At 49.0% G+C, this 21,395-nt stretch carries 15 protein-coding genes; 9 read left to right on the forward strand and 6 right to left on the reverse strand.

Annotation, left to right across the window (positions count from 1 at the left end; genetic code table 11):
• The first annotated feature begins 237 nt into the window (after positions 1-237).
• Both leuS and P4D80_RS01890 read left to right on the forward strand, forming a co-directional pair.
• The gene (gene leuS / locus P4D80_RS01885; protein WP_421657161.1) at positions 238-2,853 is read left to right on the forward strand and encodes a leucine--tRNA ligase; all 2,616 of its coding nucleotides are present in this window, start codon (positions 238-240) and stop codon (positions 2,851-2,853) included.
• 3 nt (positions 2,854-2,856) lie between these two features.
• A complete protein-coding gene (locus tag P4D80_RS01890) occupies positions 2,857-3,048 on the forward strand; it encodes a hypothetical protein (protein ID WP_421657162.1) in 192 nt (63 codons plus the stop codon).
• A gap of 145 nt (positions 3,049-3,193) precedes the next feature.
• Here P4D80_RS01890 and P4D80_RS01895 read toward each other — a convergent pair whose 3' ends face one another.
• Positions 3,194-4,582, reverse strand: coding sequence for a sensor histidine kinase (locus P4D80_RS01895; RefSeq protein WP_421657163.1), 1,389 nt, complete (start codon positions 4,580-4,582; stop codon positions 3,194-3,196).
• Positions 4,583-5,237: 655 nt separating this feature from the next.
• Between P4D80_RS01895 and pbpC the strand changes: the two genes are divergently transcribed.
• From pbpC to P4D80_RS01910, 3 genes are all read left to right on the forward strand, one after another.
• Positions 5,238-7,676 carry a penicillin-binding protein 1C gene (pbpC, locus tag P4D80_RS01900; protein ID WP_421657164.1) on the forward strand — a complete coding sequence of 813 codons (2,439 nt, stop codon included), beginning with the start codon at positions 5,238-5,240 and terminating at the stop codon, positions 7,674-7,676.
• A 698-nt stretch (positions 7,677-8,374) separates the two neighbouring features.
• Positions 8,375-9,589: an HhoA/HhoB/HtrA family serine endopeptidase gene (locus tag P4D80_RS01905; protein ID WP_421657165.1), complete on the forward strand. Its 1,215-nt coding sequence runs from the start codon at positions 8,375-8,377 to the stop codon at positions 9,587-9,589.
• 293 nt (positions 9,590-9,882) lie between these two features.
• Positions 9,883-10,035 carry a hypothetical protein gene (locus P4D80_RS01910; RefSeq protein ID WP_421657166.1) on the forward strand — a complete coding sequence of 51 codons (153 nt, stop codon included), beginning with the start codon at positions 9,883-9,885 and terminating at the stop codon, positions 10,033-10,035.
• Between the two features lie 14 nt (positions 10,036-10,049).
• Here P4D80_RS01910 and P4D80_RS01915 read toward each other — a convergent pair whose 3' ends face one another.
• From P4D80_RS01915 to P4D80_RS01925, 3 genes are all read right to left on the reverse strand, one after another.
• Positions 10,050-11,060: a DUF389 domain-containing protein gene (locus tag P4D80_RS01915; RefSeq protein WP_421657167.1), complete on the reverse strand. Its 1,011-nt coding sequence runs from the start codon at positions 11,058-11,060 to the stop codon at positions 10,050-10,052.
• 1,794 nt (positions 11,061-12,854) lie between these two features.
• Positions 12,855-13,259, reverse strand: coding sequence for a hypothetical protein (locus P4D80_RS01920; RefSeq protein WP_421657168.1), 405 nt, complete (start codon positions 13,257-13,259; stop codon positions 12,855-12,857).
• Positions 13,260-13,602: 343 nt separating this feature from the next.
• The gene (locus tag P4D80_RS01925; RefSeq protein WP_421657169.1) at positions 13,603-13,824 is read right to left on the reverse strand and encodes a response regulator; all 222 of its coding nucleotides are present in this window, start codon (positions 13,822-13,824) and stop codon (positions 13,603-13,605) included.
• Between the two features lie 19 nt (positions 13,825-13,843).
• On the opposite strand from P4D80_RS01925, the gene P4D80_RS01930 reads away from it, so the two are divergent.
• The 3 genes from P4D80_RS01930 (at position 13,844) to glgX (ending at position 17,337) form a co-directional block, all read left to right on the forward strand.
• Positions 13,844-14,533, forward strand: coding sequence for an IS1 family transposase (locus P4D80_RS01930; protein ID WP_421657170.1), 690 nt, complete (start codon positions 13,844-13,846; stop codon positions 14,531-14,533).
• Between the two features lie 62 nt (positions 14,534-14,595).
• On the forward strand, positions 14,596-14,928 hold the full coding sequence (locus tag P4D80_RS01935; RefSeq protein WP_421659612.1) for a sensor histidine kinase: 333 nt from the start codon (positions 14,596-14,598) through the stop codon (positions 14,926-14,928).
• Between the two features lie 354 nt (positions 14,929-15,282).
• Positions 15,283-17,337 (forward strand): glycogen debranching protein GlgX, encoded by a 2,055-nt coding sequence (gene glgX, locus P4D80_RS01940; protein WP_421657171.1) that lies wholly within the window; start codon positions 15,283-15,285, stop codon positions 17,335-17,337.
• Here the strand turns inward: glgX and P4D80_RS01945 are convergent.
• Together P4D80_RS01945 and P4D80_RS01950 are read right to left on the reverse strand one after the other, a co-directional pair.
• Positions 17,323-17,856 (reverse strand): PadR family transcriptional regulator, encoded by a 534-nt coding sequence (locus P4D80_RS01945; RefSeq protein WP_421657172.1) that lies wholly within the window; start codon positions 17,854-17,856, stop codon positions 17,323-17,325. The two genes, glgX and P4D80_RS01945, sit on opposite strands and share 15 nt — an antisense overlap.
• A 30-nt stretch (positions 17,857-17,886) precedes the next feature.
• Positions 17,887-20,277 (reverse strand): tetratricopeptide repeat protein, encoded by a 2,391-nt coding sequence (locus tag P4D80_RS01950; protein WP_421657173.1) that lies wholly within the window; start codon positions 20,275-20,277, stop codon positions 17,887-17,889.
• A gap of 215 nt (positions 20,278-20,492) precedes the next feature.
• Here P4D80_RS01950 and P4D80_RS01955 point away from each other — a divergent pair, with 215 nt between their 5' ends.
• Positions 20,493-20,924: a hypothetical protein gene (locus tag P4D80_RS01955; RefSeq protein ID WP_421657174.1), complete on the forward strand. Its 432-nt coding sequence runs from the start codon at positions 20,493-20,495 to the stop codon at positions 20,922-20,924.
• Positions 20,925-21,395 lie beyond the last annotated feature (471 nt).

Below are 21,395 nucleotides of genomic sequence, written 5' to 3' on the forward strand. Positions count from 1 at the left end.
GTGGACGATAGCATAAGTCCAGTAACCATTGGGTTGGGAAGTGGGGAGAGTAGGAAGGAGCCAGAATGGTATCCGTATTCTCGCCGTGCTGTACTAGTCCCGTGATATCAGGAAAGGCGGCATCCATCTTGTAGTATATGTACTATGCTCCCTTTCCAGATGAGATGGGCATAACTAAACCCGATTACCATCCACCTTTTAGAATAAGTTAGGCAACCCGTTGCAGGAGTTCGATTCGTGGAATCCCGTTATATCCCCGCTGAGATTGAGGAAAAGTGGCAGAAGACCTGGGCTGAGCAAGGTTTATACAAGACCCTGGAAGATGCTGGTAAACCCAAGTTTTATGCACTGTCCATGTTTCCCTATCCATCGGGCAACCTGCACATGGGACACGTCCGCGTTTATACGATTGTGGATGTGATTGCACGAGTGCGCCGGATGCAGGGCTACCGGGTGCTGAATCCAATGGGCTGGGATGCCTTTGGCTTGCCTGCCGAAAACGCTGCCATTGAGAGGGGCATTCCCCCGGCAGATTGGACCTACCAGAACATTGCCCAGATGCGGCAACAGCTTGACCAGTTGGGCATCTCTTTCGACTGGGAACGGGAGGTGACCACCTGTGCGCCTGATTACTACAAGTGGACGCAGTGGATCTTTCTCCAGTTTTTCAAAGCGGGTCTGGCCTATCAGAAGGAGGCGACGGTCAACTGGGATCCGATCGACCAGACCGTGTTAGCCAATGAGCAGGTGGATAGTGAAGGCCGGTCGTGGCGATCTGGTGCCAAAGTTGAACGCAAGCAGTTGCGCCAGTGGTTCTTGAAGATTACGGATTACGCCGAGCAGTTGTTGAACGACTTGGACAAGCTCAGCGGCTGGCCCGAAAAAGTCCGTTTGATGCAGGCAAACTGGATTGGGAAGTCCACTGGAGCGCAAGTCACCTTCAAAACGGAGACTGGTGATGAGCTGCTCGTTTTTACCACCCGTCCCGATACACTCTGGGGAGCGACTTTCATGGTGCTGTCGCCAGAGCATCCCCTGGTGGAAAAGCTGACCAAACCCAAACAAGCAAAAGCCATCAAAACCTATCAGAAAGAAGCGGCTGCCAAAAGCGAGATTGATCGCACCGCCGAAGGGCGAGAAAAAACCGGCGTCTGGACGGGTAGCTATGCTATCAATCCAGTAAATGATGAAAAGATTCCTATCTGGATTGCGGATTACGTTTTGATGGACTATGGTACGGGCGCAATTATGGCCGTACCTGCCCATGACCAGCGTGACTTTGAGTTTGCCAGAACATTCCAGTTGCCGATCAAAGTGGTGGTGCAACCCAAAGACCAAACGCTGGATGCCGCTACCATGACAGAAGCCTATCCAGGAGAAGGGGTGATGGTTAACTCTGGCCCTCTGGACGGGGTACCTGCCGGAAAGGAAAAAGGGCAGAGCGTTGAAGCGGCGGTTGCCTGGTTAGAAAAGAACAGTAAGGGCAAGGGAACAGCCAACTATCGTCTGCGTGACTGGTTGATTTCCCGCCAGCGTTACTGGGGAGCCCCAATTCCCATCATTCACTGCCCCAAATGCGGTGCGGTGCCAGTTCCTGATGAAGATTTGCCCGTGCGCTTGCCAGAGGAAGTTGAGTTCTCTGGACGGGGACCTTCACCGTTGGCAAAGTTAGACTCCTGGATAAATGTTCCCTGCCCGACCTGTGGCACTCCCGCAAAGCGGGAAACGGACACGATGGATACCTTCATCTGCTCATCGTGGTATTTCTTGCGCTATCCCGATGCCAGGAACGAACAACAGGCATTTGATCCAAAGAAAACGAATGATTGGATGCCCGTAGATCAGTATGTGGGTGGTATTGAACATGCCATTTTGCACCTGCTATACTCACGCTTTTTCACCAAAGTGCTGCGCGATCGCGGCTTGCTCAACTTTGATGAACCTTTTGAGCGGTTGCTGACTCAGGGAATGGTGCAGGGCAAAACTTACAAGAATCCACGCACCGGAAAGTATGTGTTGCCAATGAATATTGCTGATTTGAGCAATCCTGTTGATCCCGAAACAGGCGAACGCCTGGAAGTGGTCTACGAAAAAATGTCTAAATCCAAATATAACGGGGTTGCTCCGGGGGACGTGGTGAGCAAGTATGGAGCTGACACGGCCCGTATGTTCATTTTGTTCAAAGCTCCCCCTGAAAAGGATCTGGAATGGGATGAAGCCGATGTGGAAGGGCAGTTTCGGTTCTTGAACCGGGTCTGGCGATTGGTGAACGAATTTGGAGGACAGGAGTCAGGAGCCAGGAGTCAGGAGGCGGGAGTCAGAAGTCAGAAGTCAGGAGGCGGGAGTCAGAAAGTAGAACTGAGTAAACCAGAAAAAGACTTGCGGCGGGCGATTCATACGGCTATCAAAGCGGTTACTGAAGATCTGGATGGTGACTACCAGTTCAACACCGCCGTATCGGAGCTGATGAAGCTGAGTAATGCGTTGACCGATGCTCCCTGTAAGGATTCGCCAGTCTATGCGGAAGGCATTAAGGTGCTGTTGATCTTGCTGGCTCCGTTTGCGCCCCACATTGCCGAAGAACTATGGCATAATTTGGGTCAGGTTGGCTCTGTGCATAGCCAATCCTGGTTAAAGGTAGACCCGGCAGCTCTGGTTGCCGATGAAATTACGCTCGTCATTCAAATCAATGGCAAGACCCGGGGAGCCCTGCAAGCCTCCGCCCAATTGAGTCAGGAAGAGCTGGAGCAGTTTGCCCGCGAGTCGGAGATTGCTCAAAAGTACATTGAGGGGAAAGTAATTAAAAAGGTGATTGTCGTTCCCGGCAAGCTGGTCAATTTTGTGGTTGCCTGATCCATGCAAACTGATCGCCTGACCCTGGTGCTGGTATTGATCGTCGGGCTTGCTGCGACTGCGATCGGGGTACGCAACCTAATTTGGTTGGTCAAATTCGTTAATTTATTCCCCGCCGAGCTTCGCCACCATTATAGCGATCGCCACCAGGCTCTGGAACCCCTGGTTGGGGGCGAAGTCTCCGTATCCCCTTAAAACCAATGTCCTAAGCAACCTGGCGACAGCTATAACTGGTGGACGATGACATCAGTCCAGCAACCCTTAGGTTGGGGAGTGGGGAGTCGGAGGGAGCCAGAATGGTATCCGTATTCCCGCCGTGCTGTATTAGTGAAGTGCTGTACTAGTGAAGTGGTAGTAGAATCTCAAATTCTGTGCCTGTGCCTGATGTGGTGGCATGGCGCGATCGCACCTCCAGCTTACCTCCGTGTTTTGCTGTCACGATCTGGTAACTCACTGCCAGGCTGGTTTCCTTCTCTGCCCGTTTCTTGACAGAGAATGAGTCTAGAATTTGCTTTTGGGCTTTGGGTGACAATCCAGGTCCATTATCTGCGATACAAATGGAGACCCAGCGAGAAGTTCCGCTGCCAGAACCTTCTAAGAAACGAACCTGGGTTGTGATCGCGATTGTGGGCTTGAACGATGGAGCATGGGAGCCACCATTTTGCATAGTTTTGAAATCGAGATCAATCTGCTGGCTGACCGCTTCATTCAGCAAAGCGTTGATTGCATTGCTCAAAATGTTCATAAACACCTGGTTAAGCTGCCCCGCATAACAGGGCACTGGAGGTAAATGTCCATAGTTTCTGACAATTTGAATCTCACTGGTGAGGCGGCTTTTGAGCAACAGAACAATGCTGTCAATCAATTCGTGCAGATTTGCAGGTTTGGGGTAGACCTCATCAATGTGGCAAAAGTTTTGCAGACTGGTTGCTAATTTTGACAGGCGATCAGCCCCAGAACGAATGCTTTCAATGGTTTGCGGCAGATCCTGGCGCAGGTAATCGACTTCTAACTCCTCTCTGAGATGTCGGAGTTCAACGGGTGGATTGGGCAAGTGCTTCTCATAAGCATCCAGCAATTGCAGTAAGTTCTTGCTGTATTCCATTACATGGCTTAAATTGCCCCAAATGAAGCTAACAGGGTCCAAAATTTCGTGAGCCACCCCATCGACCAGACGCCCCAGGTTTGCCATTTTGTCGCTCTGGATCATCTGTGCCTGAGTTCGTTCATACCTGACCTGGGTTTCAATACCGCGAATTTGCCAGTAGGCGATATTGAGGGCATGAGTATCCAGCAGGTAGTAAGAGTGAGGCTTTATTTTTACCAGGATAGGTTCGCTCAGGAGTTCGGGCGATCGCCGTAATGCCTGATGAGCAGCCGCCAGGATTGGAGTGGTTCCCGGTAACTGCAAAATTTCACTCCGCACATAGCTATATAGAACCTGCAAAGACTCTTTCAAGAAGAACTTAATCCCATGGGGACGAATCAGTGCCTCCAGCAACCGCCGCCGAGAAAGCATTCCCACAAACTTTCCCCGATTCACCAGAACAGCAGCCGGTAGTAAAGGATTTTGCTCAAACACCTGGGCAAGTTCGCACCCCAGACAGCTCAGCTCAATTTGAAAATGGTACAGGGGCAAATCTTGAAGCGTAGACTCCAAATGCAATGCGTGATTGCTTCCTTCACTCAGGGTGGGAGGTGTAAATTGCAGATTAGATTCGTTTGGCACAAGGTGACAGAACAAAGTAGCAACCCCGGATTGTGAAAGGTGAGCGTTTTTCGGCGAACAATTTTTTCTAGGTTGCCCAAATTTATCAGGTTGATAACCCGACGAGAAGAGGGGCGAGGGCCAGGTAAAATTTATGCCCTGTGCCAGTGCGGACTTGATTTCGCTCCTTGATTCCAACTGCGTTGATGTACACAACTGCTTCAGGCTCCTCCTATACCTTGGAGTAGACACACAAATCGCCAGTATGCAGTTCTCAAGGAGCAAGTGAATTGGGACGTATGGATTTACGGTTTTTCGTTTTAACTGTTGGCTGATACGTAAGCTACTTATCAACAGTATCCAAAATGCGTTGCTGAAAAGCAGTATGAATCGAAACGAAGTTTCGAGCATACAGTACCTATTTCATACCCAAATTCAGCAAGGTCAGAAAGAAGGAAGAAAGAAGAAAGAAGAAAGAAGAAAGAGAAGCCAGGAGTCAGGAGCCAGGAGGGGAGAGGGGCAGGAGTAGGCGAGTGGGGGTGTAATGGAGCCCTGGATGTAAAAAGCAATCCCCCCATCCTCCCATCCACTCATCTATAGCTCTACGCGGGTGCGTTAAGACATTGGAATTAGAGAGGGAGTGGGGGCACAGCCCCCACTCCCCCATTTACAATTAATGATGGCTACCTACTTTGAGAAGTTCAAAATGGGGCAGTATCGGTGGCAATCGCAATGGGGGCTATTCAAACAACGATCGACTTTACTCTGTCGTAGGCTGCAAGTTCGCTGGCGCAACAGTAGGTGGTGGCTAAAGGGACTGCTGCTGGTCTTTCTGGTGTTGTTACTGGGGCGATCGCTGCCCAATTTGGCTCCAATTCGAGCTAATGATCTGGTGCAGGAACAGATGGCGATCGAATTTACTGATCGCAATGGGTTGTTGTTGGGTACAGTGCTAACCCGCGACCAGGAACATACGATGTCGGTGTCCCTGGAGCAAATTTCTCCTCACTTTATTCATGCCATCATTGCCGCTGAGGATCAGCGGTTTTATCAGCATGGGGCACTGGATGGAAAAGCGATCGCCCGCGCTTTGCTGGAAGCCATGCAAGCCCGTCAAGTGGTGAGTGGTGCCTCCACCATTACTATGCAACTGGCCCGCATGATTGATCCATCTCCCCGCGACCTTCCCGGCAAATTCAAGGAAATTTGGACTTCCTGGCGACTGACGGCTGGAATGTCTAAAGATGAAATTCTTCAGGCGTATATTAACCGATTACCCATGGGGGGCAACATTTACGGAGTGGAAGCCGCTGCCCGCATCTACTTTGGGGTTCCCGCCAAAGATTTGAATCTGTCTCAAGCCAGTCTGCTGGCCGCCATTCCCAATGACCCCAACCAACTCGCTCCTTACAATCATTGGCAAGCCCTGAAGAAGCGTCAGGCGTATGTTTTGAACCGGATGATTAAAGACGGCTATATCACCCAGTCCGAAGCAAATTGGGCGGCGAATGAAGCTGTTTCTCTCCAGCCCCGTCAACAGGGGATTGTGGCGGCTCCCCACTTTCTATTTTGGCTAGCCGGTCAGCTTGCAGACCATCCCGCTCAGGTACAAACCACACTTGACCGTCCCCTCCAGCAATTTGTGGAAACCCAGGTGCAACAGGTGATTCGCACTCTGGCGGCCAATAATGTGCAGCATGCGGCGGCCTTAGTGCTAGACAACCATACAGGCGAGATACTGGCCTACGTCGGATCTCCTGACTACTTTGCCGATGCCCAGATGGGACGGAATGATGGGGTTCAGGCATTGCGGCAACCGGGTTCAACGCTCAAGCCGTTCCTTTATCAACTGGCTTTAGAAAAGCAGGTGATTCGTCCGAATAGCATCCTGGCCGATGTCCCAACTCGTTACGCTATCCCTGGTGCACAGTTGTATACTCCCTCCGATTACAGCGAAACATTCCAGGGACCGGTGCGTGTGCGCCTTGCACTGGCAAATTCTCTCAATGTTCCAGCCGTCAGGATTTTGGAAAGAGTAGGCGTCAAAGTTTTTCTGGAGCGCTTGCACCAACTTGGCTTTGAGCATCTCACCCATTCTCCTGATCATTATGGTTTGGGCCTGGCTCTGGGCAGTGGTGAGGTCAGTCTGTGGGAATTGGCAAGGGCATACCTGATGATGGCAAAGCAGGGGCAGGGGATAACGTTGAAGGGGGTCAGGAGCCCGGAGGTCAGATTCAGCCATGTTGCATCTATCCGTTCGCCTTCGACCTGGGCACTGGTTACGGATATGCTGAGCGATCGCCATGCCCGTGCCAGGGCCTTTGGTGTTGAATCTCTGCTGAGTCTTCCCTTTCCTGCTGCAGTGAAAACTGGAACATCTTCAGACTTTCGTGACACATGGACTGTCGGCTTTACAACGGATTACACCGTGGCAACGTGGGTTGGAAATTTTGATGGTTCGCCAATGCAACAAGTGTCTGGGGTAACCGGTGCTGCTCCCCTGTGGCATCGAATCATGCTGCACTTACATGAAACCCAGGAACCGCAACCATTTTCACCTCCGTCCGGGATGGTCAAGCGACCCATTTGCGCCATCTCCGGTGCCCGCCCGACTCCTGGTTGTCCTTCCGTGGTTCAGGAGTATTTTGCACAGGCTGATTTGGATGAGTATAATCGCCAACCCGACCCGTTCTATTCCGTCACCACCAGTTCCAATGGAAAACGCCAGTACCAACTGAAGTTGCCAGCAGAATATAATGAGTGGATGGCGATGCAACCGCCAACCGACTCAGGATTTGACTTCAGGATTGTGTCGCCCCGCAACGGAGATTTTTTCTTACTAGACAAAGAGTCTGTCCAATCAAAAACGGCTTCCCAACGGTTGGAGTTCAAGCTGGTCAATCCAGGAACTGATCCGGTGGAATGGCGCTTAAACGGAAAAAAAATTGCTAACCAGACGTCCAGTTCAGTCTTTTGGGCTCCTCAGGCAGGCAGTTGGACCCTCCAGGTCAAGAGCGGCAACAAGACCGATCAGGTTCAGTTTCAAGTGCAAACTGCCGAAACGCGCCCAACCCGTCGAGGATTCTCTTTTGCAGGCATAGGGAATGGGCAATAGTGGCAGGCAAAAGATATTAAACCAACCAACTGGCGAGAACCCAAATTCCTACTAGCGACAAAAACAAAATTAACCATTGTTTCCAAAGAGTCATTGGTAACCTCCTCTGCTCAAACTGGCTACAAACCATCTATAAATCATCTATAGCAGTCCTGAATCCTTTGTGAAATGAGAGTTGGGAAAGGTTTTCATGCTGGATGTAACTATCGTCAGGTTGTCTAGGACATTGGGTTTAAAGAAAGCTTAGAGGCCTCGTTCCTGGTCGGGAATTCCACTCCTGCACCTATCCTAAGCTTAGTGATCATACTAATATTAGTGATCTTAATGATAAGGCCCTTTACAGCCAGATAGGATTACTACATAGCTAGCAGCGTATCCTGCCAATTCGGTCTTTATCCTTAGTCTGAAGTATTAGAGGGTGTTTGAGAAGTCGATAAAAATAAAAAAGACTCCCTCAGCGGTGGGAATAACAAGAATCACAGTGCTGAGAGAGCAGCATGAGTGAGGCATATCCGATTCAGAGTTTTGTCAGTCAAGTCATCACTCTAGTAACGGGATTTGTTACGGTTTTCCGAATACTGGCAAGCAAAGCACTTTTGCAACAGTATTTCTAGAATGAAAAACGAGCTGGGTGCTTGATATATGCAGATGAGTGATTAATGGCACCCAAGATTGAATGACTACCTGGAGACATCGCCATGTCTTTTTCTGACTCTGAACCACGAGTTTCGCCTCTGCGCCAATTGGGTACTTACCTGGCTGTAATCCTTTCCAGCATTGCCCTGACTTTACTGACACTACGAATTTTTCCGGGATTGTTGCCTGCCCTGCCGCCTGCATCTAACCAGGTACAGGAGATAGCAGCTCAAACAGCCGTTCAGGCTTCTCCCAGCAGTTTTGTGGCAGCGGCAATTCGGCGGGTGGGTCCAGCCGTTGTACGAATTGATACGGAGCGAACTATTTCAGCCAATCCGGTTCCCTTCTTTAGTGATCCCTTCTTCCGCGACTTCTTTGGCTATGATCCCTTTCCCAGTCAACCGAGGGAGTTTCGTCAGCGGGGTGAAGGCTCTGGGTTCATCATTGACCCTAATGGGGTGATTGTGACCAATGCCCATGTGGTAAGTGGAGCCGATACGGTGACTGTCACCCTGAAGGATGGACGTAAGTTCAAGGGTAAGGTGCGGGGTATGGATGAACCGTCGGACCTGGCCATTGTCAAGATTGACGGCAAGAATTTGCCGGTAGCACCATTGGGCAATTCTAGTGATGTGCAGGTGGGTGATTGGGCGATCGCCGTTGGCAACCCTCTGGGTTTAGACAATACTGTGACGCTCGGCATTGTTAGCACGCTCAACCGCTCCAGTGCTCAGGTGGGCATTCCCGACAAGCGACTGGACTTTATTCAAACCGACGCGGCAATTAATCCGGGCAATTCTGGGGGGCCGCTGGTGAGCGATCGCGGTGAGGTGATTGGGATTAACACCGCCATTCGTCCCGATGCTCAGGGAATTGGTTTTGCTATCCCAATTGACACAGCCAAAGCCATCAAAGACACTCTAGTTAGGGGCGAAAAAGTTCAGCATCCCTACCTTGGTATCCGTATGCTGACCCTCACCCCTGACCTGGCAGAACAACTGAAAGCCGATCCCAACGCTCCAGCCAATCTTCCTGACACGGAGGGTGTGCTGATTGTACAGGTGATCCCCAACAGTCCTGCTGCTGCTGCTGGTTTACGCCAGGGGGACGTGATTACCCGCATTGGAGGACGAACCGTTAAAACAGCGGAGCAGTTACAGGATGTGGTTGAAAAGAGCAAAATCGGTCAGTCTTTGAACATTACTGTGCAGCGAGGGAACCAGACTCAGGATTTGACCGTAAGACCGGGTGAACTTCAGGACGCTGTCACTCGATAAATTCCGCAATTTCACAGTGTTGCCCAGGTCGGTTTCCATGAATAATGCCCTGGGTTTGGTTGGGCTGTGATTGGAATCATGATTATTACCCTTGCAGATCAAATCCAAAAACTTGCAGATCAAATCCAAAAAGGATCCAACTCACGAAAAACCAGGGCAGAACTCACCGGATTTTTACTTACTTATCACCTCCGGAATGAGGGAAACCTTAGATGATGAAAACTATAGGAACCCAAGGGCATTCACTCAACGTCATAGCCAATGGGTTGCTACTCAACCAAGGAGGTCATGTTGTGGACCGGCATTCTGAATTTTCTCTCTTCGTTCAATCAGCCGTTGCAATTATTGGCTTTATTCTTGTTCTCTCTTTCCTCGGCTGGGCGCTTCAGCCGCGGGGTGGATTTCAAAGAGCATCCGCCGCTATTGGAACGACTGTTGTTCAGTAAAAGTTTGAAAAAGCTCATTCATTTTCTGACATAGGGCTATCTCGTCGAATTTCCTGTACCTGGCCCACCAGGAAAATCAGGGTGAAGGGTTGTCCAATCTCCCGTTGAATAAATTGCTCTAGCAGTTCTACCTGCCGGGGTGTAATTGCTTCCTTTGCTCGAACGTTGAGGCGAACTTCGGGTGGATCTGTCAGCCAGTTTGTTTGACTGCTTAGCAACTCCAATCGTTGGAAGGTGATGGTGCGATTGAGGAGCGCCTGTTGCAGACTTGTTTCTAATTGGGCTTGCCTGACCAAACGGGCAAAACTCAGCCCCAGGGGAATCAGTAAAATCGATGTGAATGCCAGTGCCCAGGTGAGGGCTTTGCGAGCTCGACGAAATGATGTATAACCTGCCAACAAGAAGGTCAGCATACAAGACAGAGTGATCCCCAGCAGGTTAGTTAAATAAAGCAAGGTAGCTCCTAAACTCAAGGACCAATTCGCCTGGGAAAGCCCTAACCCAATGACACAGATCGGAGGCATTAGCGCAACGGCGATCGCAGTTCCTGCCAAACTACCGGAAACCTTCGGTTGAACCTTGGCGTAGCCACTAATTCCACCCGCTGCAACAGCAATGCCGAGGTCCAGTAGTGTTGGTTCTGACCGCGCCAGCACTTCAGTATCGAAGCCGGGGATCCCAACCAGTCTCCCGATCCCCCAGGCAATGACGATTGCTAGTAAGGTTCCAACCCCAATCGCAATCCCCCCCCGGCGAACCAGAACAACATCCCCTTCTAATGCCCCAAAGGCTAGTCCCCGAATGGGCAGCATCAGGGGGGCAATAATCATGGCGCCAATAATAACTGCTGCACTGTTGGCTAGCAGGCCAAAGGTTGCGATCGCACAGGAACCCACAATTAAAACCAGATAGGATGGGTCAAGCGTCGATTCGGCCAGCAGTTCTTGCTGGAGTTGTTGCCGGCGTAGGGAGTCGGCTCCAATTTGGCGAAAGTTGCTGAATCGCTTACGCAAGGCTGATAGCACGGTTCCCTCCTCAATGAAATCGGGATTCATTGTCCGCCAGCATCCTACCTGAGAAAGGCGTGGTTATTTCAAAGCAGGTTAACGATAGAGACAGTAGAAACGCATGGCTATGAATAGTTGGAACAATGAATAGTTGGAACAATTATATGAATAGTTGGAACAATTCTATGTTCAGTCATTGCAACCACACTGGCATCCTCCTCCCAGGCATTACCCACTGTACCTGCCTTTCAAGACGGTTGGAATGCCCTGTTCGACTCATTTTCTCGCTTAGGTAGAACCAGATTATCTGTTGCTTCAAACACCAGCGAATTAATTTTTGTTTAATTTACAGTATGTATTGGGATGACGATCAACGGAACCACAGGCGCAACCACTGGTGAAATTAAGTTAAACTGCGAAGTTAAACTGCATTGCCATTCTGTTCCAGGGGGGTCTTGAAGCAGTTCCAAACCTTTTTTCAGGGCGAACAAAAACTGTCCTGCGATTTTCAGGGCGAACAAAAACTGTCCTGCGATCGCCCCAATCCAAGCTTAAGCAATGAACAGCAGCAATTTCATAAAACTCAATCTGTCGTAGTCTTTGTGATACCGTGCCTACTAAGTAGGTAGACATCCTTAATTTGTCAAGGAGGAGTGGGAGCCCCCCCAAACAGGAGAGTTCATCCCCTCCATGCTCAAAATTATCCTTAATTTAATCTATACGGGTCTAATTCCCCGTCTGCTTACGACATTTGTAACTAGCTACTAAATGCTGCTTCTCCCATTGACAAAAGTACTGAGGAATAAAAATCAAGGAAAAACTAAAAAAAGATAGGAGAAACATAAGATTGCCCTATACAATCAAACACCCTTCTCTTACCTCCTCTAACAATGGCTAACGCACTGCAGCTAAGAAACAGAAGAAGGTTCTTCCACTTTCACCCAGGCGGTAGTCACATCTTCAAAAATAACTACCTAGTTCTTCTCTGAGTTCTTAGAAAGAATTCTCACTCGAAGTGTCGATAGATAGGTGCCATTATCTATCCAACGTCCATATCCAAATACTGTACCCAGGTACCCCATTGATTGGTGTCGAGCATAGTCTCCGATATTGAACATATCTCATCTCCCAATCGTGTTTACATCTTCAAAACTTTTTCGCAGACTACTCTACATCAGACAATAGCTCCTATCCCCTCAGTCCCTAACCCCTTAGAAGGGTAATTAACTCAACCACAAAACCCTACAAAGAAAGCCCCTTGTACTATAGCGGTAGTTACTGTGGTTGGAAGGGGGTAAAGAGGTGATGCCCCTTCCCTTTACTTCCTTAAACCTAATGCCCTAACGCGTTTGCGTAGAGCTATCACTTCAGCTTGAAAACTACCGCTTAGACAAACTGTAAGCCTAATAAATCAAAAAGTTGGGGGGAAATCGGGGGAAAATCGAGGAGAAATCTCAAAAGCAACGGCACAATGCAGCTTACAGCCCCCAAAATAATATCTACCCAGCACCAAGTGAGAAACGGTTGTGCGTTAAATAAATGTGGGAAAACCTGCAACAGTTGCTGAACTTTATTTAGACGTACCTTTTCAGACAAAAGATTAACAAGGCTGAAACCCTTTATAAGTTAGCCCCCACATTTCTTTGAGTCATAACCCGAGAAACTTTCAAGCAGTTCCTCAGTCATGTGGGCAATGCTTACTTGGGTTTAAGCTCATAGTAATAGGCAGGCAACATCCACTCTGATTGAATCTGTCGTCACAGGTTGTGACAATACCAGTTTATCTACGGTGCAAAACGGCTTAAATAACTTTTAATATCTAGCACTTGGTAAGACAACAAGGTCAATAAATTCACCCAGAGCTAAACCTAATCCGGCCAGGACAATCAAAACTCCTAAAGCCTGATTTGCTTTGAGATCCAAAAATTGCATTTCTACCCAGACCAGAATTGCAGTCAAAATAGGGATAGTAAAAATTGCAACAAAAGTTGATGACATCAGCATGAGAGTGATCAGAATGCTGACCATCATCGTGATAATTAAGGCTTGGGGAGTGTACCCAAACCATCTTCCTAAAAACCGACTGCTGCCCCAGGCGGTAAAAATTCCTAGAGCAGCAGCAAAGATTCCAATGTACCAGATAATGTGGTGGGCGGCTAAAACCCAACCAACCAGAGCATAGGCAAAGCAGAACAGGAGGAGAGAGAGTAGAAGCATTGGAAGCTGCTGTTGCTAAAACGCAGTGTGCTCATGCCTCTAATACTACCTCAAGAATTAATTTTGTTTCTTTTCCATCTTTTCTTTCCATCTGTATTGTGTCAAAAGCTATCGCCCTATCACCCATTTACTCATCCACCCAATTGTCCCTCGTCTTTACATCTGCTAATGAGGAAGTAGTTATCTTCTCAGACGAAAGAGCCAGAACTTTGTCTGAGGACCTCAAAAGTTGTTTTTCGAACTTTCTGATTATCTCGCTTAGCAAGGGAGATATGTACAGCTTTTATCATAATTGCCGGATCGTAGGGTTTTGTGATAAAGGCATCAGCACCCAGTTTCTCCGCTAACAAGTGATATCCTGATTGGTTGGGCTTGTACAAAAAATAAAGGGTATATCAGTCAAACTGGGATTTTGTTTCAACTTCCTTAAAACTTCAAATCCACTCATACAGGGCATATGAAGGTCAGAAATAATTAGATCGGGCAACTTCTCTTTGACTAACCAAAGTCCTGCAATGCTATCATCTGCACTAGTAACGAGGGCGTTGCTGCAAGGGTAATGCACAGTTCGGCATTATAGAAGGATGAAATGTCCTCAATGTAATTCAACTGAAACGGCAAAGAACGGGCATCGTCGAGGCAGACAATGCTACAAGTGCAAGCAGTGTAGTCGGCAATTTCTTGCAACTTACTATCCTTGGCGCTATTCGAATGAGGTGAAGCAATTGTGCATCAAGATGTACCTCAACGGCATGGGACTGCGAGGCATCGAACGGGTCACCGAAATCCATCACACGACGATTCTGCGTTGGATTCGGGCGGCAGGACACCAATTGCGGGATGCGCCAGAAGTAGAGGAGATTCCAGAGAACACTGATTTGGACGAACTGCAAACCTTTATAGGCAATACGCGCAACAAGCTATGGATTTGGACAGCGGTTAATCATAAGAGAGCCGGAATCTTGGCATGGGTGATTGGTGACCGCAGTGCGGAAACATTCAAGTGGCTGTGGTCAATGGTCAAATGCTGGCAATGCTTCTTCTATATCACCGATGGATGGAAAGTCTACCCGATGTTCATCGAAGAGGGCGACCAGATTGTGAGCAAAACCTACATGACTCGCGTGGAGGGGGAGAACACTCGTCTGCGGCACTACTTGGCACGGTTGCACCGCAAGACCTTGTGCTACTCTAAGTCTGTCGCAATGCTGAAATGTTCCCTTCGTTTGCTGCTTCACTCCTTGAAGGATTGGACAGTTCCTTTGCCAGCTTAAATCATTACAGTTTCAGCAACGCCAATTTATCAAACAGGGCAGTCATACCCATGCCCGGGGTGATGAGAAATTGCTCTACTCTATTCTCAGCAACCTGCTATCCAACGCAATTAAATATTTCTTCTCCTGAGAAACCAATTTACTTTTCTCTCATCTGTGAATCTGATTTAGTGAAGTTTCAAGTCAAAGATGAAGGAATTGGCATTTCCAGGGAGGATCAATCCAAACTTTGTGATCCCTTCAGCCGCGGAAAAAACACCAGAGGAATTTCAGGCACCGGCTTAGGGTTGGCTCTTGTTAAGACCTGTGTCGATCTTCATCAGGGTGAGATCTTGTTTGAGAGTGACGTGGGTGTTGGAACAACGGTGACTGTAGTTCTGCCACAGAGATTCTAAACCTTATCCAGGTTGAAAACTGGAGATTTTCCTAGGAAAAACTACAGGTTTCTAGATCGACGGGGTTTAATTGGAAAATGGGGAGCCAGGAGTCGTCGGCGTTTTGAATCAAGCATTATCGGTACGCTTGTATAGCTTAGCCACCAGGCTTAGGACGGGGTGCAGGGGTGGAACCCCTGGCTGGGGGAGAAGCCCCACACCCCCTTAAAGCAATGTCCTAAGCAAACTGGCGACAACTGTAAAATTTAAGGAGAGTGCTCAAATCGTAATGATTTTTGAATTTTTAATGATGGTGGCTAGCGCCGTTCATCATTACCTTGTTAGGTCTACCAATTTGAGAACCAGTCTGCTGTCATGAAATCTAGCATCTCGCCGGGTGAGAGTTTCCCATTAGGCGCAACCGTGCGCGACAAAGGCGTAAACTTTTGTTTGTTTTCAAGGGAATGTACAGAAATTGAGCTGCTACTGTTTGATGCGCCTGATGCGCCTAAACCCAGCCAGGTGATTCCCCTTGATCCGAAGCAAAATAAAACGGCTCAGTACTGGCATGTGTTTGTCCCAGGGATTGGCGCCGGGCAGGTTTACGCCTACCGCGCGTACGGCCCCTTTGCTCCCGAAAAAGGATTGCGTTGCGATGGTGAAAAGGTCTTGATTGACCCCTATGCGCGAGCCGTGGCCAATTGGGAAAACTACAGCCGCGACGCCGCCAGGCTTCCCGGAGATAATTGTCCCAAAGCGTTGCGGGGAGTCGTTATAGACACCAGCACCTATGATTGGGAAGAAGATGTTCACCTCAAAATTCCCTACTCTCGCACCGTTATCTATGAGATGCACGTTGCTGGCTTTACTCGCCATCCCAACTCTGGTGTAAGCCCGGAAAAGCGGGGTACCTTTGCCGGGCTGATTGAGAAAATTCCCTACCTCAAAGAACTGGGCATTACCGCTGTTGAACTGATGCCCATTCACCATTTTGATGAATTCGATGCCCGTCCTGGATTGAAGAACTATTGGGGCTACAGCACGATCGCGTTCTTTGCTCCCTACGTGGGTTACAGTTCCCGCCGCGATCCACTGGGTCCGGTTGATGAGTTTCGTGACATGGTCAAAGCCCTGCACAAAGCAGGGATCGAAGTGATTCTGGATGTGGTGTTTAACCATACGGCGGAAGGCAACGAAGATGGACCCACCCTCTCCTTCCGGGGGTTGAGCAATCAGGATTACTACATGCTGGAAGATGATCCGTCAAAGTATCGCAACTACAGTGGTTGTGGCAACACCTTCGAGACCAACTCGATCGCTTCCCGTCTGATTTTGGATTGCCTGCACTATTGGGTTGCAGAGATGCACGTTGATGGCTTCCGGTTTGACCTGGCCTCTGCCCTGTCTCGTGACTCCGATGGCATACCCCTGAAAAATCCACCGTTGCTGTGGGATATCGATACAGAACCGATTCTGGCAGGGACCAAGATAATTGCGGAAGCCTGGGATGCGGGGGGATTGTATCAGGTTGGATCCTTTGTGGGCGATCGCTTTGCTGAGTGGAACGGTCCCTTCAGGGATGATGTACGTCGTTTCGTCAAAAGTGATACCGGAACAGTCAAGAACGTGGCTGCCCGCATTATGGCAAGCCCTGACATTTACTCCAAACCCGGACGCAGAGCCGACCACACCATAAATTTCATCACCTGTCATGATGGCTTTACCCTGAATGACCTGGTTTCTTACAACGAAAAGCATAACGAGGCAAACGGTGAAGATAACCGGGATGGTATGAATGAGAACTACAGTTGGAACTGTGGTTTTGAAGGATTAACTTCCGATCCAGAAGTGGAAGCCTTGCGGCAGCGGCAGATTAAAAACTTTCTCACGATTCTGTTTATGTCTCAGGGCACACCTATGCTGCTCATGGGCGATGAGGTGCGGCGATCGCAACAGGGTAACAACAATGCTTACTGCCAGGACAGCGAACTGAGCTGGTTTGATTGGGACTGCATTAACAAACACGCCGATCTCCTCCGCTTTACCAGAAGGTTGATTGACTTCACACAATCCCTGGAAATTTTTCAGCAGGAACACATTCTGGCCGTCTCCTATGCCAATCAGGCGCCCCACATTGTCTGGCACGGAACCACCCTGGGAGAACCAGACTGGGGCAAAAACTCCCACAGCATCGCTTTTACCTTGAGGCATCCCAAGTTTGATGAACGGTTACACATCATCCTCAATGCCTACTGGGAACCGCTGACCTTTGAGCTACCGCCACTGGATCATGGCGAAACCTGGTATCGAATTGTGGACACTGCCCTGCCCAGTCCTGAGGATTTCTGTACCATCAAAACCGCTCCCCCGGTTCAGCAGGAATCCTATCAGGCCCATGGCCGCTGTGTGATCGTACTAATTGCGAAGTAGAGACATTGCCTCTTCACACCACTCCAACCATCCCGTTTCATACTGAATACCGCGCCGTAGTGTCAGGTATTGAAATTTGCGTTCCGAAGGAAGCGATTCCAAATTTTGGAAATAGCTTTTCTCAATGGTTTGATAAATCGATAGCTGTTTCAAGTGTTGCTGCCGGTGGTGCTCTAGCTCCTGCAACATCGTCTCTTGAGGCACCAGATAACCCGCAAACAACTTCACTAACAGGTCGTCCTTCGGTGGGTTGACTTCTGAGGGTTGGGCAATCCACTCGCTTAAGTACTGCCTGCCTGCCTCCGTCACTGAATAGATTTTCTTATCCGGGCGGCTCTCCTGTTGAATAGACTGAGAACTGAGCAACCCCTGCTCTTCTAATTTGGTCAACTCTCGATAGATTTGCTGAAAGCTCGCCTTCCAGAAAAAACCTACTGAGCCTTCAAATCGCTTCCTCAGGTCGTATCCGCTGCAAGGTTCTTCCACCAGGACGGCCAAAATTGCATGCACTAACGCCATAGGTACAACTCCGTGCTGTCCGCTCCCATCCTATGGTGATGCCCGCATTGCCTGTTGAACCCGTTCAACCTGTTTGGGTGCTTGCATCTCATTGAAAAGTTGGATGGCTGCCTGAAAGGATTTCTGGCTTTGCTCACTGTCGCCCATTTTCTGATAAGTTAGCCCCAACTGGTAGTAGGCATCGGCTAAGTCACATTTAGCAATAATCTTATCCAGTAACTCGATCGCCATTGCATGTTTGTCTAGGGCTTGCTGAAACTCTCGCTGTTCCCGATGAAGCTGGGCAATCCCGTTGATGGCCTTGGCCCGAATTTGAGTGAAGTCATTTTCCTCAGAAACCTGAAGCGTTTGTTGATAAAGCTCAAAAGCCCTTTCCAGCCTTCCCAGGTTTCGATAGGTAGACCCAAGAAACAGTAGGATATAGGCTTTTCCCCAGGCCGTGAGATTGAAGAACGACATCTGTTCACACACCTGTGCTGCAAGTTGAAGCGCTTCAGCTTCCACGTCCAGGCACGAATACAGGTAGGCTAAACATCCCTGGGAATAGATTTTGTACTCGTTACAGTCGCCGGTTTCTTCACACAAAGCAAAAACCTGATGGAAGCGAGGAATTGCTAATTCGTATTCTCCCAGTTCCCGTTCACAAAGTCCCATATCAAACACGGCGGAGATCTTGAGCCGGGTAGCGCCTAAAGTGTCTGCAATCGTTTCGGCTTCCCGGTGGCAGACGAGTGCCTCCTGGATTCGTCCCTGCAAGCGGTAAATGTAGCCCAGCAGGTTATAAAGCTTACCGAGGCGAGAGTCTGGTTTGAGGCTGTTGGCAATCTCAGCGATCGCCGAAATCATCTGCTGAAACAACCGCAATCGGTAAAATACCCAACCCAGGGGCAGCGGCTCTCTCCACTTGTTTTCTTTAATTTCAACAATGACATCACAGGCTCGCTCATAGTCACCAATTTCCAGATAATGGTGATAGGCTTCCAGTGCCCGCAGAGCCTCATCAATATTTTCGACAACCCGAACGCTGTTGATCCAAAACTCCGCAGCTTTGCGGTTGATGATCTCCCATTCAGATCCTGCTCGCAGGCGGGCTTTTGCTTCCGCCCGAATCACCGGGTGCAGCCAGTACTTTCCTTTTGCCTTACGGGCTTCCAGCAACGATCGATCCTGCAAGGCCCGAATAATAGACTTTCGCTGAGTTTCTGGCAAGTCCCAGAGCAGGCAAGAAATCCCTTCAATTGAAATATGAGAGATGTCCTGGTAGCGGTAGCAGCCCAAACGACACAAAAGCTTATAAGCCTCTGGGTCAATTTGTTGAAGCCGATTGAACTGACTGGCGACCAGATCTCTCAATTCGCGTTCAAACAGCAGATCGTTCCGGTTTTCCTGCCAGTAGGCGTCAATATCTCCATCAAAGTCGTTGAGAATGACGCCGCTCAAGATTTTCATCGCTTTGGCATTGCCGCCATAGGCCAGACACATCTCTGCGATCGCGGGCGACTCTGCATTTAGACCCCGATTTCTGAAAAACTCCCTCCATGCCTGTTCATCCAGCCCTCCCAGAACATAGCGCTCCAGCCCAACACTGGATTCATACAGTTGCTCTCGACTGGTGATGAGAGTGACTGAGCGAACGGTTGGGTCGGATAGAACCCTGAGCAAGTCCACATAGCGGCGATGGGGTTCAATTACCTTTCCATCTTTGTCCAGTGCGGTTTCAAGGTTATCAATCAGTACCCCAATGCGCCGATGGTCATCCCTCAGTTTTCGTTTCAAGCGTTCCAGGTTGATACCTAGTTCTCGCCCATGCTCTTCATTGAAATCACGGCGCAACCATTCTTCTACCACGCTTTCTACGGGAGTAATATTTTGCGTCTCGGTTGCCATCCAGAGTTCCAGGTAAGTATACCCCTGAGTTTCAAAGTACTTGCGAGCCAGGGTTGTTTTGCCCTTTCCCCCTTCTCCCTGAATCAAAATAATTTTGGCTCCTTGGCTGATGAGATGATTCAAGCTGGCAACCGCAGACTCGCGCCCAACAAAGTTAGGATCAGTCTGAGAGGGGGAGGGCAGATTAGACAGTTCTTGAGAATTGGGGTGAGCAAACTGTTCAAATCCGGCTCCTAATTCGTTTGGTGGTTGACCCAAATCTCCATTCAGAAAAGAACGACAGCAGCGCTCCAGTGCGGCTCGAAGATTGGTCTTTGATATGGGTTCACCAGCAACCCCAGAGAGGAGTTTAAAGAGCTTCGAGCCTTCATCGCGAATATAGGTCACGTTGTAACTTAATGGCTCAGCAATCTCCTCGTAGGTCTGCTCTTCCCAGGCCCCCTTCAGTATTTTTCTTTGCAGATCAGTTAAATGTCTCTTAGTTATATTGAAAACCAATCTGTCTATCAGTTCTAATTCTTCGTCGCCACCCATCAGCCAGCCGCGTATCAATTTCTCCCAAATTTAACCTAACTTAGCCAACATTTTCCAACACTGTGGAGTTAATCTGACATCTATTGTCGCGGTAAGTACTCCAAACGACTGACTTTTCCTGGCAGACAGCCGCCGAACTCTCCAGGGAAAATGTCATCAGAATTAAGGGTGGAGGAGTTGGTGATGGGTGTTAACGAATTTCAGGAGTTCAACCTATGCATAGTGTCAGCCCCCAGGTTGGTACAACTAAAGCTCAAGCCCAACCTCCCACGATGCCCGCAGACTATTTGAGTGAAATTGAGCGGCTCAATGCCCAGATCAGGCTTATGCAGATTCAACAGGAAATGATGCAGCAACAGTTGGATGGGCGCGATCGCAACTCGACTCCTCGCCCCAACCGTTTCTTTGAGCATCAAACTAATAGCTCCAACCGCTATAGCCCGGCGGTGAATCTGGCATTCGGTGTCCTTAGGTGGTTGTTTCTGTTTGTCGTGGGTTTGACGATTGCCTGTACAGTTTCAGCTGCTATGGGAGCGATCCATTTAGTGGATATGCTGCTAAAGCTGACGGAGCTATGTCTGGTGCCACTAACCATTTTTACCCTGTGTGTTGTCACAATTGTGACGATCATAGAGTCCTTGCGCTAGCGATCGCAGCACGGTCGATTCCGGTTATGGTTCCATTAGGAGACAACGAATTCATTATTCATCCTGATGCTTGAATGGTGAAAAAACCGATAGTTCGCGCAATGGTCGCGATCACGTTGAGGGCGATCGCCGGAGTGAAATTGGCAGGTTTATAGCCTGGCAGTTTTAGAGGAAGGTTGTTTACGATTGTCCCATGGTTCTTTTAGATACCCTTAAATGCCAAAATCATCAGTAACGCCTACAGCTAATGATGGCTGTCTACTTATCAGGCAGACAAAATTTGGTTAGTTATGCAGTGTTGTTTAGAAACTTTTTGAAAGCCTTAATTCAATGCAATTCTTGTTCTAGTACAGCAAAACGAAGGTTTTGTTGGAAGTGCAGGGGTTTCAATCCTACTTGGGAACGGAGCCCCAAACCTCCCTGTTGCAAAATTTAGTGTTTGCAACACTAGATGATTACTAATCATAAGCG

The sequence above is a fragment of the Leptothermofonsia sp. ETS-13 genome (assembly GCF_049200465.1).
Taxonomy (GTDB): Bacteria; Cyanobacteriota; Cyanobacteriia; order Leptolyngbyales; family Leptolyngbyaceae; genus Leptothermofonsia.